The organism is Streptomyces sp. 378 (assembly GCF_030124145.1).
Taxonomy (GTDB): domain Bacteria; phylum Actinomycetota; class Actinomycetes; order Streptomycetales; family Streptomycetaceae; genus Streptomyces.
Genome location: NZ_JASKMS010000007.1, coordinates 274,645 through 291,668, shown reverse-complemented (window position 1 = coordinate 291,668; position 17,024 = coordinate 274,645). Strand labels below are relative to the sequence as shown.

At 71.7% G+C, this 17,024-nt stretch carries 16 protein-coding genes; 3 read left to right on the top strand and 13 right to left on the bottom strand.

Going from position 1 to position 17,024, the window contains the following annotated elements; genetic code table 11:
* Positions 1-263: 263 nt before the first annotated feature.
* The 7 genes from truB to rimP form a co-directional block, all read right to left on the bottom strand.
* Positions 264-1,169: a tRNA pseudouridine(55) synthase TruB gene (gene truB, locus QNO09_RS13285; RefSeq protein WP_283970335.1), complete on the bottom strand. Its 906-nt coding sequence runs from the start codon at positions 1,167-1,169 to the stop codon at positions 264-266.
* Entirely contained in the window at positions 1,166-1,618 is a 453-nt protein-coding gene (gene rbfA / locus QNO09_RS13280) for a 30S ribosome-binding factor RbfA (RefSeq protein WP_283970334.1), read from the bottom strand. Before rbfA ends, truB begins: the two co-directional genes overlap by 4 nt.
* 32 nt (positions 1,619-1,650) lie before the next feature.
* Positions 1,651-1,944, bottom strand: a complete 294-nt coding sequence (locus QNO09_RS13275) for a DUF503 domain-containing protein (protein ID WP_283970333.1) — start codon at positions 1,942-1,944, stop codon at positions 1,651-1,653.
* Positions 1,945-2,077: 133 nt separating this feature from the next.
* Positions 2,078-5,227, bottom strand: a complete 3,150-nt coding sequence (gene infB / locus QNO09_RS13270; protein ID WP_283970332.1) for a translation initiation factor IF-2 — start codon at positions 5,225-5,227, stop codon at positions 2,078-2,080.
* Between the two features lie 145 nt (positions 5,228-5,372).
* Entirely contained in the window at positions 5,373-5,669 is a 297-nt protein-coding gene (locus QNO09_RS13265; protein WP_283970368.1) for a YlxR family protein, read from the bottom strand.
* Between the two features lie 102 nt (positions 5,670-5,771).
* Complete coding sequence (gene nusA / locus QNO09_RS13260; RefSeq protein ID WP_283970331.1) at positions 5,772-6,770, bottom strand: transcription termination factor NusA; 999 nt, start codon at positions 6,768-6,770, stop codon at positions 5,772-5,774.
* A gap of 2 nt (positions 6,771-6,772) precedes the next feature.
* A complete protein-coding gene (rimP, locus tag QNO09_RS13255) occupies positions 6,773-7,270 on the bottom strand; it encodes a ribosome maturation factor RimP (RefSeq protein ID WP_283970330.1) in 498 nt (165 codons plus the stop codon).
* A gap of 217 nt (positions 7,271-7,487) precedes the next feature.
* On the opposite strand from rimP, the gene QNO09_RS13250 reads away from it, so the two are divergent.
* Genes QNO09_RS13250 through QNO09_RS13240 form a run of 3 tightly spaced genes read left to right on the top strand, consistent with a single transcriptional unit; the run spans position 7,488 to position 9,445 of the window.
* Entirely contained in the window at positions 7,488-8,036 is a 549-nt protein-coding gene (locus QNO09_RS13250) for a hypothetical protein (protein ID WP_283970329.1), read from the top strand.
* Positions 8,033-8,497, top strand: a complete 465-nt coding sequence (locus QNO09_RS13245) for a ferritin-like domain-containing protein (RefSeq protein ID WP_283970328.1) — start codon at positions 8,033-8,035, stop codon at positions 8,495-8,497. The genes QNO09_RS13250 and QNO09_RS13245 overlap by 4 nt, the downstream gene beginning before the upstream one ends.
* Before the next feature lie 48 nt (positions 8,498-8,545).
* Positions 8,546-9,445: an aminoglycoside phosphotransferase family protein gene (locus tag QNO09_RS13240; RefSeq protein WP_283970327.1), complete on the top strand. Its 900-nt coding sequence runs from the start codon at positions 8,546-8,548 to the stop codon at positions 9,443-9,445.
* Between the two features lie 140 nt (positions 9,446-9,585).
* On the opposite strand, the gene QNO09_RS13235 is transcribed toward QNO09_RS13240, so the two are convergent.
* The 6 genes from QNO09_RS13235 to dxr all read right to left on the bottom strand — a co-directional run bounded on the left by QNO09_RS13235 (position 9,586) and on the right by dxr (position 16,909).
* Positions 9,586-11,286 (bottom strand): proline--tRNA ligase, encoded by a 1,701-nt coding sequence (locus QNO09_RS13235; protein ID WP_283970326.1) that lies wholly within the window; start codon positions 11,284-11,286, stop codon positions 9,586-9,588.
* Positions 11,287-11,394: 108 nt separating this feature from the next.
* Entirely contained in the window at positions 11,395-11,925 is a 531-nt protein-coding gene (locus QNO09_RS13230; protein WP_283970325.1) for a GNAT family N-acetyltransferase, read from the bottom strand.
* 125 nt (positions 11,926-12,050) lie between these two features.
* Complete coding sequence (locus QNO09_RS13225; protein WP_283970324.1) at positions 12,051-12,899, bottom strand: GNAT family N-acetyltransferase; 849 nt, start codon at positions 12,897-12,899, stop codon at positions 12,051-12,053.
* A gap of 177 nt (positions 12,900-13,076) precedes the next feature.
* Positions 13,077-14,234 (bottom strand): flavodoxin-dependent (E)-4-hydroxy-3-methylbut-2-enyl-diphosphate synthase, encoded by a 1,158-nt coding sequence (gene ispG, locus QNO09_RS13220; protein WP_030853172.1) that lies wholly within the window; start codon positions 14,232-14,234, stop codon positions 13,077-13,079.
* A gap of 168 nt (positions 14,235-14,402) precedes the next feature.
* Entirely contained in the window at positions 14,403-15,707 is a 1,305-nt protein-coding gene (locus QNO09_RS13215; protein WP_502962287.1) for a M50 family metallopeptidase, read from the bottom strand.
* The gene (dxr, locus tag QNO09_RS13210) at positions 15,704-16,909 is read right to left on the bottom strand and encodes a 1-deoxy-D-xylulose-5-phosphate reductoisomerase (protein WP_283970366.1); all 1,206 of its coding nucleotides are present in this window, start codon (positions 16,907-16,909) and stop codon (positions 15,704-15,706) included. The genes QNO09_RS13215 and dxr overlap by 4 nt, the downstream gene beginning before the upstream one ends.
* Positions 16,910-17,024: the final 115 nt, after the last annotated feature.

Sequence of the window (17,024 nt, the reverse complement as noted above, 5' to 3'; positions counted from 1 at the left end):
GTCGAGCCTCCCCGCCGTACACCCGTGCCCTTGTGTTCGACGGTAGGGGCGGGATGATCAGCGGGACAGGCCGCTCTGCGAAAGCGCCCCCTTCCGCTCCCCCGGTTCACTCCGAGCGCCCGCACGGACGGGTGAAGGAACCGGGACGGCTGGATACACCCTAGGGGTGGGGGAACCGAGGGGGGGGGACCGTGGAGCGGCGGAAGTGGAGGTACCCCGTGGCCGCCGCTCCACGGGCGGCTCCCGGTCCCCCGGTTCGCCCGTCAGGCGAAGACGGCCAGGCTCTTGGCCTTGCCCCGCTGCTCCTCGACGAGCGCGAGGAAGCGGCCCTCCGGGTCGAAGACGGCGACGGGTCCGGCGCCCGCGTATGTCTCGGGCATCTCCAGCCGTACGCCGTTGGTGAGCAGCTTGGCCCGCCGGGTGTCGACGTCCCAGCGGGGGAACGCGGCCGTGGCGGCCTCGGCGACGGGCATCACGGTCAGCTCCTGCTGGAGCTGGTCGAGCGTGCGGGCCGCGTCCAGCTTGTAGGGGCCGACGCGGGTGCGGCGCAGGGCGGTGAGGTGACCGCCGACGCCGAGGTCGGCGCCCAGATCGCGGGCCAGGGCCCGGATGTAGGTGCCGGAGGAGCAGACGACCGAGACGACCAGGTCGAGTACGGCCGTGCCGTCGTCGGCGACGGCTTCCCGGACGTCGTACACGCCGAAGGAGGAGACCGTGACGGGCCGGGCCGGGATCTCGAACTCCTCGCCCTCGCGAGCCCGCTTGTAGGAGCGCACGCCGTTGATCTTGATGGCGCTGACCTTGGACGGCACCTGCATGATGGCGCCGGTCAGCTTGGCGATGCCGACGTCGACGGCGTCGCGGGTGATCCCGGAGGCGTCGGTGGAGGAGGTGATCTCCCCCTCGGCGTCGTCGGTGAGGGTGTTCTGCCCGAGCCGGATGGTGCCCAGGTACTCCTTCTCGGTCAGCGCGAGGTGGCCGAGGAGCTTGGTGGCCTTCTCGACGCCGAGGACGAGGACGCCCGTCGCCATCGGGTCGAGCGTGCCGGCGTGCCCGACGCGTCGCGTCCTGGCGATGCCGCGCATCTTGGCGACGACGTCGTGCGAAGTGAAGCCCGACGGCTTGTCGACGATGACAAGGCCGTCGGGCGTGGTGTGCTTCTGGGTCATTCGGCGGCGTCGTCCGTCTCGTCGTCGTCTTCGGGCTTGCGGTACGGGTCGGCTTCGCCGGCGTACTTCGCGCCCGCGGACGCCTCGCGCACCTTCTCGTCGGACTGGCGCGCCTTGTCGAGGAGGTCCTCGATGGTGCGGGCGTTGTCCGGCAGGGCGTCCATGACGAAGGCCAGGGTCGGCGTGAACTTCACCCCGGCGGCCCTGCCCACCTCGGAGCGCAGGACGCCCTTGGCACTCTCCAGGCCGGCGGCGGCCGCCGCGCGCTCCTCGTCGTCCCCGTACACCGTGTAGAAGACGGTCGCCTCCCGCAGGTCACCCGTGACCCGGGTGTCCGTGATGGTGACGTGCGAGCCGAGCCGCGGGTCCTTGATCCCGCGCTGCAGCTTCTGGGCCACCACCTCTCGGATGAGGTCCGCCAGCCTTTTAGCCCGCGCGTTGTCGGCCACTGGTCCGTCTCCTTAAGTGCTTACTCGTTGCTTCAGTCTTCGTCGCTGTGGAGCCTGCGTCGAACCGAGAGCAGTTCGACTTCGGGCCGCCCGGCGACCAGCCGCTCACAGCGGTCCAGTACGTCGGTGAGGTGTCCCGTCTCCCCCGAGACCACGGCGAGCCCGATCTCGGCCCTGCGGTGGAGGTCCTGGTTACCCGTCTCCGCCGCGCTCACCCCGTACTTGCGCTGGAGTTCGGCCACGATCGGACGGACGACAGAGCGTTTCTCCTTGAGCGAGTGGACGTCGCCGAGGAGCAGATCGAAGGACAGAGTCCCCACATACATGTGTGTATCCGGATGTCCCGCCGGTTCGGGGTACGGGCGCCACGCTTCGACGCCGATACGGGAACCGTACACGCAACGGCCGGGGCCGATCGACGGAATAAGTCCCGCCGATCGGCCCCGATCGTGGCTCAGGTCAGACGCGCGGCTTCTCGCGCATCTCGTACGTCGCGATCACGTCGTCGACCTTGATGTCGTTGAAGTTGCCGAGGTTGATACCGCCCTCGAACCCTTCGCGAATCTCGGTGACGTCGTCCTTGAAGCGACGCAGACCCTCGATGTTGAGGTTCTCCGCGACCACCTTGCCGTCGCGGATGAGGCGCGCCTTGGTGTTGCGCTTGACCTCGCCGGAGCGGATGAGAACACCCGCGATGTTGCCCAGCTTGGACGACTTGAAGACCTCGCGGATCTCCGCCGTGCCGAGCTCGACCTCTTCGTACTCCGGCTTGAGCATGCCCTTGAGGGCCGCCTCGATCTCCTCGATCGCCTGGTAGATGACCGAGTAGTACCGGACGTCGACACCCTCGCGCTCGGCCATCTGCTGCGCACGCCCCGCGGCGCGCACGTTGAAGCCGATGACGATGGCGTCGGAGCCCATGGCCAGGTCGATGTCGGACTCCGTGACCGCACCGACACCACGGTGCAGCACGCGGATGTCGACCTCTTCGCCGACGTCCAGCTGGAGCAGCGAGGACTCGAGGGCCTCGACGGATCCGGAAGCGTCACCCTTGATGATCAGGTTCAGCTGCTGGACCTCGCCGGCCTTGAGCACCTTGTCCAGGTCCTCCAGCGACACACGGCGCGTGCGCTTGGCGAACGCGGCGTTCCGCTCACGGGCGGCGCGCTTCTCCGCGATCTGGCGGGCCGTACGGTCCTCGTCGACGACGAGGAAGTTGTCGCCCGCGCCCGGGACGTTGGTGAGGCCCAGGACCTGCACCGGCGTCGAGGGACCTGCCTCGGCCACGCTGTTGCCGTTGTCGTCGTGCATCGCCCGGACTCGGCCGTACGCGTCGCCGACCACCATGGTGTCGCCGACCCGCAGCGTGCCGCGCTGGACGAGGACCGTCGACACGGCACCACGGCCGCGGTCGAGACGGGACTCGATCGCGATGCCCTGCGCGTCCTGGTTCGGGTTGGCCCGCAGGTCGAGCGAGGCGTCGGCCGTGAGGACCACGGCCTCCAGCAGGGAGTCGATGTGCAGACCCTGCTTGGCGGAGATGTCGACGAACATCGTGTCGCCGCCGTACTCCTCTGCCACCAGGCCGTACTCGGTCAGCTGACCGCGCACCTTGGTCGGGTCGGCGCCCTCGACGTCGATCTTGTTGACCGCGACGACGATCGGGACCTCGGCCGCCTTGGCGTGGTTGAGCGCCTCGACCGTCTGCGGCATGACGCCGTCGTTGGCCGCGACGACCAGGATCGCGATGTCGGTCGACCGCGCACCACGGGCACGCATGGCGGTGAACGCCTCGTGACCCGGGGTGTCGATGAAGGTGATCTTGCGCTCTTCGTCGTTGACCTCGGTCGCGACCTGGTAGGCACCGATGTGCTGGGTGATGCCGCCGGCCTCGCCCGCGATGACGTTCGTCTTGCGGATGGCGTCGAGGAGCCGGGTCTTACCGTGGTCGACGTGACCCATGACGGTGACGACCGGCGGGCGGACCATCAGGTCCTCCTCGTCGCCCTCGTCCTCACCGAACTCGATGTCGAAGGACTCGAGGAGCTCGCGGTCCTCCTCCTCCGGGCTGACGATCTGAACCGTGTAGTTCATCTCGTCGGCGAGGAGCTGCAGCGTCTCGTCGGAGACGGACTGCGTGGCCGTGACCATCTCGCCGAGGTTCATCATGACCGCGACGAGCGACGCCGGGTTGGCGTTGATCTTCTCCGCGAAGTCGGTGAGCGAGGCACCGCGCGACAGGCGAACGGTCTCGCCGTTGCCGCGAGGCAGCATCACACCGCCGACCGACGGGGCCTGCATGGCCTCGTACTCCTGGCGCCTCTGCCGCTTCGACTTGCGGCCGCGACGCGCCGGACCACCGGGACGGCCGAAGGCACCCTGCGTGCCACCACGGCCACCGGGACCACCGGGACGACCACCGAAGCCGGGACGGCCACCGCCGCCGGGACCACCGGGACGGCCGGCGAAACCGCCGCCACCGCCACCGGGACCACCGGGACGACCGGCGAAACCGCCGCCACCGCCGCCACCGGGACGACCGGCGAAGCCGCCGCCACCCGGGCGACCGCCGCCGCCACCACCGGGACGACCGCCGCCACCGGGACCGCGGCCGCCGGGGCCACCGCCACCGGGACGCGGGCCGGCAGCCGGACGCTGCGGCATCATGCCGGGGTTGGGACGCGGACCGCCGGGACCGCCGCCGGGACGGGGGCCGCCGCCCTGCGGGCGGGGCATGCCGCCCGGGGTCGGACGCGCGCCGCCCGGAGCCTGCGGACGAGGACCGCCGCCGGCACCCTGCGGACGGGGACCGCCCTGGCCCTGGCCCTGCGGACGCGGGGCGCCCCCGGGCGCACCGGGGCCGCCGGGACGCGGGGCACCACCCGGACGGGGCGCCTGCGGGCGCGCCATGCCGGTGGAACCACCAGAGGTGAACGGGTTGTTGCCCGGACGGGGACCCGCCGGACGGGCACCGGGACGCGGGGCGCCGCCACCCTGGCGCGGAGCGCCGGGACGGTCGCCACGGTCACCGCGACCCTGGCCGCCCTGTCCGGAACCACCCGGGCGCGGAGCACCCGGACGCGGCGCCTGGCCGGCCGGACGCGGGGCGCCCGGACGCGCACCGGAACCCTGGGAGCCCTGGGAGCCCTGGGAGCCCTGGGAGCCCTGGGACGAAGACGGCGAGGACGGCGCGGCGGGAGCCGACGGGGGTGCCGTGAACTCGGGCGTGGTCGGAGCCGGGGACGCCGGGGCGGGCCGCGGCGCGGGCTTCGGGCCCGGGGTGGGACGGGGGCCGGAAGCAGCCGGCGCGGCCGGGGCCGCGGGCTTCTCGGCGGCCGGCTTGGGGGCCGGCGGGCGCGGGGCGGCCGGACGGGCGGCCTGCGCGGGTGAGGGGGCGCCCGGCTTCGCCGGGGCGGTCTTGCGGGCAGGGGCGGGCTTGCCGCCTCCGCTGCCCTGCTGGAGGGCGTCCGTCAGTTTGCGTACAACAGGCGCTTCGATCGTCGAAGACGCCGAACGGACGAATTCACCGAGTTCCTGGAGCTTGGCCATGACGACCTTGCTCTCGACACCGAACTCCTTGGCGAGTTCGTAGACCCGGACCTTAGCCACTTCGCTCCTTTGAGGTCCGGGTTGCGTCCGGACCGTCGCTAGTTCATGGGCGTACTCATCGCGTACTCATCGAGTGCTCATCGCAATCTCGACCTGCTTTCGACTCGCGAGGTACCTAGCCGCACGGGGTTCCGTACGGCACGTCTTACCGTGTTGCCTGCTCGGCAACTGTCGTCTGCTCGACGTATCGGCGCAACGCCTTTGTGTCGAGCGGTCCCGGGACGCGCAGTGCCCTCGGGAACGCCCGGCGGCGTACCGCCTGGTCGAGACAGACCGGTGCGGGGTGAACGTACGCACCCCGGCCGGGCAGCGTACCGCGTGGATCAGGGACGCATGCGTCCCTGATCGCTACGATCCGCAGCAGTTCCGTCTTGGCCGCTCGCTCCCGGCACCCCACACACGTGCGTTCAGGGCATGCTCGGTCCCGCGTCCGGCCAGACACCGTCAAGTCTACCTCCCCATGCGCGCCTCACCCCTTTGGGGCAGCATTCGAACAGTTGGCGCGCATGAACCTGTCGTGATCTGAACGGCGCGCGGCTTGGATCTATTCCTCGGAGTGGTTGCCGGCCGGTTCCGTGTCCGGGCGGATGTCGATCCGCCAGCCGGTCAGCCGGGCCGCGAGGCGGGCGTTCTGCCCTTCCTTGCCGATGGCCAGGGACAGCTGGTAGTCGGGCACGGTCACCCGGGCCGACCGGGTCGCCATGTCCACGATCTCCACCTTGGAGACCCGGGCCGGGGACAGCGCGTTCGCCACCATGTCGGCCGGGTCGTCCGACCAGTCCACGATGTCGATCTTCTCGCCGTTCAGCTCGGCCATGACGTTGCGCACACGGCCGCCCATGGGGCCGATGCAGGCGCCCTTGGCGTTCAGGCCGGAGCGGGTGGACCGTACGGCGATCTTCGTGCGGTGACCGGCCTCACGGGCGATCGCGGAGATCTCCACCGAACCGTCGGCGATCTCCGGCACCTCCAGGGCGAAGAGCTTCTTCACCAGGTTGGGGTGGGTGCGCGACAGCGTCACGGACGGGCCGCGGACGCCCTTGGCGACCCGGACCACGTAACTGCGCAGCCGCATGCCGTGCTGGTAGGTCTCCCCCGGCACCTGCTCCTGCACCGGCAGGATGGCCTCGAGCTTGCCGATGTCGACGAGCACGTTCTTCGGGTCGCGGCCCTGCTGGACCACGCCGGTGACGATGTCGCCCTCACGGCCGGCGTACTCGCCGAGCGTCGCGTCGTCCTCGGCGTCGCGCAGGCGCTGCAGGATGACCTGCTTGGCCGTGGTGGCGGCGATACGGCCGAAGCCGGACGGGGTGTCGTCGAACTCGCGGGCCTCCTGGCCCTCCTCGAGGTCGGCGGGGTCCTCCTTCGCCCACACGGTCACATGGCCGGTCTCCCGGTCGAGCTCCACGCGCGCGTGGCGGCGGCTTCCCTCGGTGCGGTGGTAGGCGATGAGGAGGGCCGACTCGATCGCCTCGACCAGCAGGGGGAAGGAGATCTCCTTCTCCCGAACCAAGCCCCGCAGGGCACTCATGTCGATGTCCACGGCTACGCCTCCTCTTCCTTCTTGTCCTTGCGGCTGAACTCGACCTGCACACGTGCCCGGACGATGTCGTCGAAGACGAGTCTGCGCGCGGTGGCCTTGCGGCCCTTCACCCCGGGCACCTCGGTGTCGACACCCTCGTCGTCGACCTTCAGGATCCTGGCGACCAGTTCGCCGCCCTCGGCCAGCTGGAACCTCACCAGCCGGTCCGTGGCGCGGACGTAGTGCCGGTGTTCCGTGAGCGGGCGCTCCGCGCCCGGGGTGCCGACCTCGAGGGTGTACTCGCCCTCGCCCATCGCGTTCGTCTCGTCGAGCTTCGCCGAGAGCGCGCGGCTCACATCGGCGATCTGGTCCAGGTCGGCGCCCGTGTCCGAGTCGACGACGACCCGCAGCACACGCTTGCGTCCGACGGAGTCCACCTCGATCTCTTCGAGATCCAGGCCCTGAGAGGTGACGAGCGGCTCCAGCAGTCCTCGCAGCCTCTCGCTCTGGGTGGTGCTCATCCGGGTGACTCCTCGGCCGCGTGTGCTGTTGTGGGATGGGGCGCGTGTCTGGTCAAAGGGTATCCGGTCGCGGGGAGTGTTGCCGTCCACCCGGTCACGAACGGTGCCGCTGAGTGATGCCGGGCGGGGGCCCGGGTACCGTGATCACGGGCGGGCAGCCCTTGCCGTCCCTTCTTTCTCGAATGTTTCTCGAAACGAGCCCCCGAGGACGTCTGACGTGCCGTTCCCCCCATCGCCGCGTGCCCGCTCGGGGCCGCGCAGAAGGAGTCTGCTCGCCCTCGCCCCGGCGGCTCTCGCCCTGTCGAGCTGCACCGGCGGCGGGCCGGCCGGCGACGGGCCGTCGGCCGCCGACCGGGCACGCGCGCGTGCGGCCCGGGACAGCGAGGAGCTGGTGGAGCGGTACGACGCGGTGATCGCCGCCCGGCCCGGGCTCGCGAAGCGGCTGCGACCGCTGCGCGAGGAGGTGGTGCGGCACGCGCGGGCGTTCGGCGGTGGCCGGACGTCCTCGGCCTCTCCTTCGGCATCCGCGTCGGTGTCTCCTGCGGGCTCTCCATCGGCGTCCGCTTCGGTGCCGTCCGCGCCGTCCGCGGCTGTGCCGGGGAACGACAAGGACGCCCTCGCCGGGCTCGCCGCCGCGGAACGGGAGCTCGCGGACCGGCGGGCCAAGGCGCTGGGCGGGGTGCCGGGAGAGCTGGCGCGGCTGCTGGCGTCGGTGGCGGCGGCCGGGGCGGCGCACGTGTATCTGCTGACGGAGGGGGACGCGTGAGCGAGGCGAAGGACCAGGAGCTCAGGGCCCTTCAGGCGGCACTGGCGGCCGAGCACGCGGCGGTGTACGGGTACGGCGTCGTCGGCGGGAAGATCGGCGACGGGCAGCGCGCCGAGGCGCACACGGCGTTCGACGCGCACCGGGCGCGCCGGGATGCGCTGGTGCGCGAGGTGAAGGACCTGGGGGGTCGGCCGGTGGCCGCGTCCGCCGGGTACGCGCTGCCGTTCGCGGTGCCGGACGCGGCGGCGGCCGTGCGGTTCGCCGCCGAGCTGGAGGACCGGGTGGCCGGGGTGTACGCCGACCTGGTGCGCGCGGCGGGCGGCGGGCGGCGCGCCCTGGCCGCCGAGGCGCTGCGGGAGGCGGCGGTGCGGGCGGTGCGCTGGCGCGGCGGGAGCGTAGCCTTCCCTGGGCTCGCCGAGCGGGCCGGCACGGCCCCGCCCTCGGCGGCGCCCACGGCGTGACCCACGCGGGGCACGCACCGCGGACAGCACGAAGGGAACGACTCGCGCATGGTTTTCGAACCGCCTGAGCGCCTGGTCAGGGCACTCGGTGAGACGGCGCCGGACGGTGACGACTGGCTGGAGAAGCTGCCCGTGGCGGCGCAGCAGGCCGTCGCGCTGCGTGAGTTGACCGTGGAGCGGGTGCAGGTGCCCGGCGGGCGCAGCAGCCTGGTGGTGCTGGTGCGGGCGGCCGACGGGACGCCCGCCGTGCTGAAGCTGGCGCCGGGCCGGGCCCGTCCGGAGGCCGAGCGGGCCGCCCTCGCGCACTGGGCCGGGCGGGGCGCCGTACACCTGCTGGAACCCTTCTCGACCGAGGGTGTCCTGCTGCTGGAGCGGCTGCACCCGGACGTGTCGGTGCGGTCGCTGCCGGAGGCGAAGGCGTTGCTGGAGGCGGCGGGGACGCTGCGGCGGCTGTGGGTGGAGCCGCCCGCCGACTTCCCCTTCGAGACCGTGGCCGAACGGACCGGGCGGCAGGCCGAGGCGATGCGGGCCCGGGCGCGGGCCGATCCCGCGGTGGCCCCGCTGGTCGACCTGGCGCTCGCGGCACGCGAGGAGTTGCTGGCGGCGCCGCCCGAACACCGGCTGCTGCACGGCACGTTCCGGCAGAGCAAGGTACTCGCCGGGGAGCGGATGCCGTGGCTGGCCGTCGGGCCCGACCCGGTGGTCGGTGAGTGCGCGTTCGATCTGGCCCGGCTGGTCCGGGACCGGGTGGAGGACCTGATCGCCCAGCCGTCCGGCGCGGCCACGACCCGGCGTCGGGTGAAGCGGCTGGCCGAGTCCCTGGACGTGGACCAGGGCAGGCTGCGGGGCTGGACGCTGTTCCGGGCCGTGGAGTCCGGGGTGCGGGCGGGCCGGGTGGGGCGGCCCCGGGACGCGGAGCTGCTGCTGGAGTTCGCCGGCTGGCTGTAGGGCGCCGGTAGCACCGAGGGTCCGGGGCACCCCCGGACCGCCGGTAGCACCGAGGAGCAGGGGCACCCCCCGGACCGCCGGTTCCGCCGGTACCCGGAAGCGCCGGACGGAACGGGTCGGCCCGCCCGGCGCCGTGCGTGCTACGCCGTGAGCCGGGCGACGGCCTCCTCGACCGTGAGTTCCTCGCGCTCGCCGGTGCGGCGGTCCTTCAGCTCCACCACGCCGTCGGCGGCGCGCCGGCCCGCCACCAGGATGTGCGGTACGCCGATCAGCTCGGAGTCCGTGAACTTGACGCCCGGGGAGACGCCGGGGCGGTCGTCGACCAGGACGCGGACCCCGGCCGCGGCCAGCTTCCCGGAGATGTCGAGGGCCAGCTCGGTCTGCAGGGCCTTGCCGGCGGCGACCACGTGGACGTCGGCCGGGGCGACCTCCTTGGGCCAGCACAGGCCCTTGTCGTCGGCGCTCTGCTCGGCCAGGGCGGCCACCGCGCGGGAGACGCCGATGCCGTAGGAGCCCATGGTGACGCGGACCGGCTTGCCGTTCTGGCCGAGGACGTCGAGCTTGAGGGCGTCGGCGTACTTGCGGCCCAGCTGGAAGATGTGGCCGATCTCGATGGCGCGGTCGAGGACGAGGCCCGTGCCGCACTCGGGGCAGGGGTCGCCCTCCTGCACGACCACCACGTCGACGTACTCGCCGACCTCGAAGTCACGGCCCACGACCACGTTCTTCGTGTGCGTGCCGGCCTTGTTCGCGCCGGTGATCCAGGCCGTGCCCGGCGCCACCCGCGGGTCGGCGATGTAGGTGACCTTGTCCAGGCCGCGCGGCCCGACGTAGCCGCGGACCAGGTCGGGGCGGGCGGCGAAGTCCGTCTCGGTGACCAGTTCGACGGTGGCCGGGGCGAAGTGCGCCTCGACCTTGCCCATGTCGACCTCGCGGTCCCCGGGGACGCCGACGGCGACGATCTCGCCGTCGACCTTCACGAGGAGGTTCTTCAGCGTGGCCGAGGCGGGGACGCCGAGGGAGGCGGCGAGGGTCTCGATGGTCGGGGTGTCGGGGGTCGGGATGTCCTCGGCGGCCGGGACGCCCGAGCCGTCGACGGGCTTCAACGGGTAGGTGATCGCCTCGGTGTTGGCGGCGAAGTCGCAGTTCGGGCAGTCGGCGAAGGTGTCCTCGCCGGCCTCGGCGGGGGCGAGGAACTCCTCGGACTTGGAGCCGCCCATCGCGCCGGCGGTGGCGGCGCAGATGCGGTAGTCGAGGCCGAGGCGCGCGAAGATCTTCTGGTAGGCCTCGCGGTGCAGGGCGTACGACGCGGCGAGGCCCTCGTCCTCGGTGTCGAAGGAGTAGGAGTCCTTCATCAGGAACTCGCGGCCGCGCAGGATGCCGGCGCGGGGGCGGGCCTCGTCGCGGTACTTGTTCTGGATCTGGTAGAGGATGACCGGCAGGTCCTTGTAGGAGGACGCCTGGTCCTTCACCAGGAGGGTGAAGATCTCCTCGTGGGTGGGGCCGAGGAGGTAGTCGCCGCCCTTGCGGTCCTGGAGACGGAACAACTCGGGGCCGTACTCCTCCCAGCGGCCGGTGGCCTCGTAGGGCTCGCGCGGCAGGATGGCGGGGAGCAGGACCTCCTGGGCGCCGACGGCGTCCATCTCCTCACGGACGATCCGCTCGACGTTGGCCAGCACCTTCTTGCCGAGGGGCAGCCAGCTCCAGATGCCGGCGGCGGTGCGGCGCACATACCCGGCGCGGACGAGGAGCTTGTGGCTCAGGACCTCGGCGTCGGCCGGGTCGTCGCGCAACGTCTTCGCCAACAACTGGGACATGCGCTGGACCGGTACGTTCGCCATGGTTCCTCTGCTCCTGCTGCTGGGGGTCCTCCGCTTCCGGGCGGAGCCGGGAGCGGGGGAAGGTGATGGCAGGAGGTTAGCCGGGGGGTGCGGGGCGGTGGAAATCGGTTATCCGTGGCGCAGGGGCAGCGGGGCGCCCATCACGGCGTAGGGCTTCGGCGCGCTGGGGAAGAGGACCTGACGGGCCAGGTCCTGGTAGCCGAGAGAGCGGTAGAGGGCGCGGGCGGGGCTGTCGGTGTCGATCGCGGAGAGGATCGAGCGGGGTTCGGCGGCGCTGTCGGTGATCGTGGTGATCAGGGAACGTCCGAGGCCGCGGTTCTGGTAGGCGGGGTGGACGTGCAGTTCGGTGATCACGAAGGAGTCGTCGAGCCAGTGGTCGTTGTGCCGGTCGCGCAGGTAGGGCTCCACGACGGTGGACCACCAGTGGGTGCGGTCGTTGGGCATGCCGTAGACGAACCCGACCAGGTCGTCGCCGGCCGTGGCGCCGAGGGCGCGGGCACCGGGGTAGGTCATGTGACGGAGGACGATCTGGCGGCGGACGGCGACTTCGTCGGGGCCGAGCCCGAAGGCCACGGCTTGGACGGCCAGGGCCTCGTCTACGTGGGCGGAGAGGTCGAGGGGGCCGATCACCAGGTCCATGGCGGGGAGCCTACAGGGGGGTTTCCGTCGCCGTCCGGGTGCCGGTCGATGTGGTCCGCTCGCACGCCGCCGGCGGAGTCGCGCATCGCCACCCACGCCCCTGAAGGCCGGTTCACGCCCGGGTCCTAGAAGAGGACGCTCGTGAAGGCGCCCACTTCTTCGAAGCCCACCCGGCGGTACGTGCTGCGCGCCGCCGTGTTGAAGTCGTTGACGTAGAGGCTGACCACGGGGGCGACGTCGGCCAGGGCGTAGCGCAGTACGGCCGCCATGCCGGGGGCCGCCATGCCGGTGCCCCGGTGTTCGGGGGCCACCCACACGCCCTGGATCTGGCAGGCGCGGTCGGTCGCGGCGCCGATCTCGGCCTTGAAGACGACCTTGCCGTCCGAGTCGAAGCGGGCGAAGGCGCGTCCGGAGCCGACGAGTTCGGCGACGCGGGCCTGGTAGAGCAGGCCTCCGTCGCCGGCCAGCGGGGAGACGCCGACCTCCTCGGTGAACATCGCGACGCACGCCGGCATGAGCGTTTCCATCTCGTCCTTGCGGACGCGGCGGACGTAGGGGTCCGGGGTGACGTCGGCCGGAAGGCGGTCGGTGACCATGAGCGGCTGGTGGCGGCGGACCTCGCGGGCCGGGCCCCAGTGGGGTTCCAGCAGCCGCCACAGGTCGGAGGTCGCGCCGGAGGGGCCGACGATGGAGGAGCAGCGGCGCCCGGCCCGGCGGGCGCGGTCGGCGAAGGCCCGGACGGCGCGCGGGCCGGCGCAGATCGGGACGAGGTTGGCTCCGGCGTAGCAGAGGGACGTGAGGATGCCGTCCTCGTACCAGCCCCACATCTCACCGCCGAGCCGCCACGGGTCGAGTCCGGCGATCTGCACGCGGGACGTCACGAAGGCGTTCACGACCGGCTCGCGGTCGAGGACGGCGAGCGCGGCGTCCAGGTCGCTCGGTTCGAGGACCCGTGAGGTCGTCTGGGTCAACACGTGCGGGGGCCTCACACACTGGGGTCGGCTGATCCCCGCACTATAGCCGCGCGGCTTGGGCGGGTCGCCCGGGAGCTCGGGAGCGACGGTTCGCCGGCGGGTGCGGGTCCGTCGTGGCTTGTCGCGCCGTTCCCCGCGCCCCAGGAAGGGGCGCGGGGCCATCGCCGGTCCGAAGGCTCAGCCCGCGACCGCCACCGACGGCTCGCCCGAGGTCACGCCGTCCTTCTCCATCTGCTCGGCCAGCTTCATGGCCTCTTCGATGAGGGTCTCCACGATCTTGGACTCGGGGACGGTCTTGATGACCTCGCCCTTGACGAAGATCTGGCCCTTGCCGTTGCCGGAGGCGACGCCGAGGTCGGCCTCGCGGGCCTCGCCGGGACCGTTCACCACGCAGCCCATGACGGCGACGCGGAGCGGGACCTCCATGCCGGTGAGGCCGGCGGTGACCTCTTCGGCCAGCTTGTAGACGTCGACCTGGGCGCGGCCGCAGGACGGGCAGGAGACGATCTCCAGGCCGCGCTCCTTGAGGTTCAGGGACTCCAGGATCTGGATGCCGACCTTGACCTCCTCGGCGGGCGGCGCGCTCAACGACACCCGGATCGTGTCGCCGATGCCCTGGGAGAGGAGCGCGCCGAAGGCGACCGCCGACTTGATGGTGCCCTGGAAGGCGGGGCCGGCCTCCGTGACGCCGAGGTGCAGCGGGTAGTCGCACTGGGCGGCGAGCTGCTTGTACGCCTCGATCATGACGACCGGGTCGTTGTGCTTGACGGAGATCTTGATGTCGCGGAAGTCGTGCTCCTCGAAGAGGGACGCCTCCCACAGGGCCGACTCGACCAGGGCCTCGGGAGTGGCCTTGCCGTACTTCTGCAGCAGGCGCCGGTCGAGGGAGCCGGCGTTGACGCCGATGCGGATCGGGGTGCCGTGGTCCCGGGCCGCCTTGGCGATCTCCTTGACCTTGTCGTCGAACTGCTTGATGTTGCCCGGGTTGACCCGGACCGCCGCGCAGCCGGCCTCGATGGCGGCGAACACGTACTTCGGTTGGAAGTGGATGTCGGCGATGACGGGGATCTGCGACTTGCGGGCGATCGTCGCGAGGGCGTCGGCGTCGTCCTGGGTCGGGCAGGCGACCCGGACGATCTGGCAGCCGGAGGCGGTGAGTTCGGCGATCTGCTGGAGGGTCGCGCCGATGTCCGAGGTGCGCGTCGTGGTCATCGACTGCACCGAGACCGGGGCGTCCCCGCCGACGGCCACGGACCCGACCTGGATCTGGCGGCTCTTCCGGCGCTCGGCGAGCTTGGTCGGAACGGACGGCATGCCGAGAGAAATCGCAGTCATCTGCTGTGCAACCCCAAGTCGTGGATCAAGGTCCGGTCCCGTGAGCAGCGGGCTCCGAGCTTCGAGATTACGGCACATGCCTCGGCGCGGACACATCCCACCCACCGTGCCACCCGATGGGAGGCGGCCCGGCGAATTGCGTGCCGGGCCGCCGTGAACGCCGTATGGCTAGGAGATTCTCACCGGGTTCACCACGTCGGCGATCAGGACCAGGATCGTGAAGCAGATGAAGATCCCGGCGACGACGTAGGCGACCGGCATGAGCTTCGCCACGTCGAAGGGGCCCGGGTCCGGGCGGCGCAGCACCTTGGCCGTGTTGCGGCGCAGCGACTCCCACAGGGCTCCCGCGATGTGGCCGCCGTCGAGCGGCAGCAGCGGGAGCATGTTGAACAGGAACAGGGAGAGGTTGAAGCCGGCGACCAGCATCAGCGCCATGGCCAGTTGCTGGGTGGGCGGGATGTCGAGCGTGAAGATCTCGCCGCCGACGCGGGCCGCGCCGACCACGCCCATCGGGGAGTCTGCCTCACGTTCGGCGCCGTCGAAGGCCGCGTTCCACAGGGCCGGGATCTTGCCGGGCAGGGCGGCGAGGGAGTCGACGGCCTCACTGATCCGGTCGCCCATCCAGGTCACGGAGTCACCGAAGTCCTGCCTGACCACGCCCGTGGCGGCGCTGAAGCCGAGGAAGCCCGCCTGGACGTACTGGCCCTCGACGATCTGGCCGCTCGCGTCCTTCTTGGCGACCTGGTTGGTGGCGATCTTCGCGTGCAGGGTGACGTCCTGGCCCTTGCGGTCGACGACGATCGGCACCTCCTTGCCGGGGGTGGCGCGGATCAGGTCGGACAGCTTGTTCCAGTCGTCGGTCTTCACCCCGTTGAAGGAGACGATCGTGTCGCCGGCCTTGAGGCCCGCCGCGGCGGCGGGGGCGGCCGGGTCGCCCTTCTCGCACTTGTCGCGGTTCTCGTTCTGCGCGATGACGCACTGGGAGACCGAGCTGACCGTGGTGGTCTGCTGGCTGATGCCGAAGCCCATCAGGACGGTGAGGAACAGCGCCACCGCCAGGACCAGGTTCATGAAGGGGCCCGCGAACATCACGATCACGCGCTTCCAGGGGGCGCGCGTGTAGAACAAGCGGTTCTCGTCGCCCGGCTTGAGCTCCTCGTAGGCGGCGGTGCGGGCGTCCTCGATCATGCCGCGCCACGGGGAGGTGGAGCGGGCTTCCATGCGGCCGTCCGGGCCGGGCGGGAACATGCCGATCATGCGGATGTAGCCGCCGAACGGGATGGCCTTGATGCCGTACTCCGTCTCACCCTTGTTGCGCGAGAAGAGCGTGGGTCCGAAGCCGACCATGTACTGCGGCACGCGGATGCCGAAGAGCTTGGCGGTGGACAGGTGCCCCAGCTCGTGCCACGCGATCGAGAACAGCAGGCCGACCGCGAAGACGACTATGCCGAGGATGAACATCAGGGTTGTCATGCACGAGCCTCCGCCGTCTGTGCCGCCAGTTCCCGGGCCCGGGTCCGCGCCCAGGTCTCCGCTTCGAGGACGTCCGACACGGTGAGTGAGGTTCCCGTACGCGGGGTGCCGTGCTCCTCGACGACCCGGGTGACGGTCTCCATGATCCCGTTGAAGGGCAGTGCGCCCTGACGGAACGCCTCCACGCACTCCTCGTTGGCCGCATTGAACACCGCCGGGGCGGTGCCCGCGAGCTCGCCCACGTGCCGGGCGAGGTTCACCGCGGGGAAGGCCTCGTGGTCGAGTGGGAAGAACTCCCAGGTCGAGGCCTTGCTCCAGTCGAAGGTGGGCGCCGCGTCGGGGACGCGCTCGGGCCAGCCGAGGCCGATGGCGATGGGCCCGCGCATGTCGGGCGGGGTCGCCTGGGCCAGTGTCGATCCATCCGTGAACTCAACCATCGAGTGGACATACGACTGGGGATGCACGACGACCTCAATGCGGTCGAAGGGAATGTCGTAGAGCAGGTGCGCCTCGATGACCTCCAGGCCCTTGTTGACGAGGGTCGCGGAGTTGATCGTGATGACCGGCCCCATGGCCCAGGTGGGGTGGGCGAGGGCGTCCTCGACGGTGACGTGGGCCAGTTCCTCCTTCGTGCGGCCTCTGAAGGGGCCGCCGGAGGCGGTGACGACGAGCTTGCGGACGTCGGCGCGGGTGCCCGCGGCAAGGGCTTGGAAGAGCGCGGCGTGCTCGGAGTCGACCGGGATGATCTGCCCGGGTTCGGCGAGGTCCTTGACCAGCGGGCCGCCCACGATGAGCGACTCCTTGTTGGCGAGCGCGAGGGTGCGGCCCGCCTCCAGGGCGGCCAGGGTCGGGGCGAGGCCGATGGAGCCGGTGATGCCGTTCAGGACGGTGTGACAGTCGGATGCCGCCAGCCGGGTGGCCGCGTCCGGGCCGGCGAGGAGCTCGGGGAGCGGCTCGCTCGTGCCGTACTGCGCGGTGAGCGCCTCGCGCAGGGCCGGTACGACGTCCTCGCGGGCCACCGCGACCGTCCGCACCCGCAGCCGGTACGCCTGCTCGGCGAGGAGGGCGACCCGGCCGCCGTTCGCCGAGAGGCCGGTGACGCGGAACCGGTCGGGGTTGCGCAGCACGAGGTCGATGGCCTGGGTGCCGATGGACCCGGTGGAGCCGAGGATCACCACGTCCTTGGGGCCGTCCCCCGCCACGGGGTCGTGGACGAGGTGGGGGTCGGCCAGGGCACGGGCCGCGAGCCCCGTCGTCCGCCCGGAGGACGTCCCCCCTGCTCGAGCGACGTCGAGAGCTTGGGGGAGCGTGCTCTCG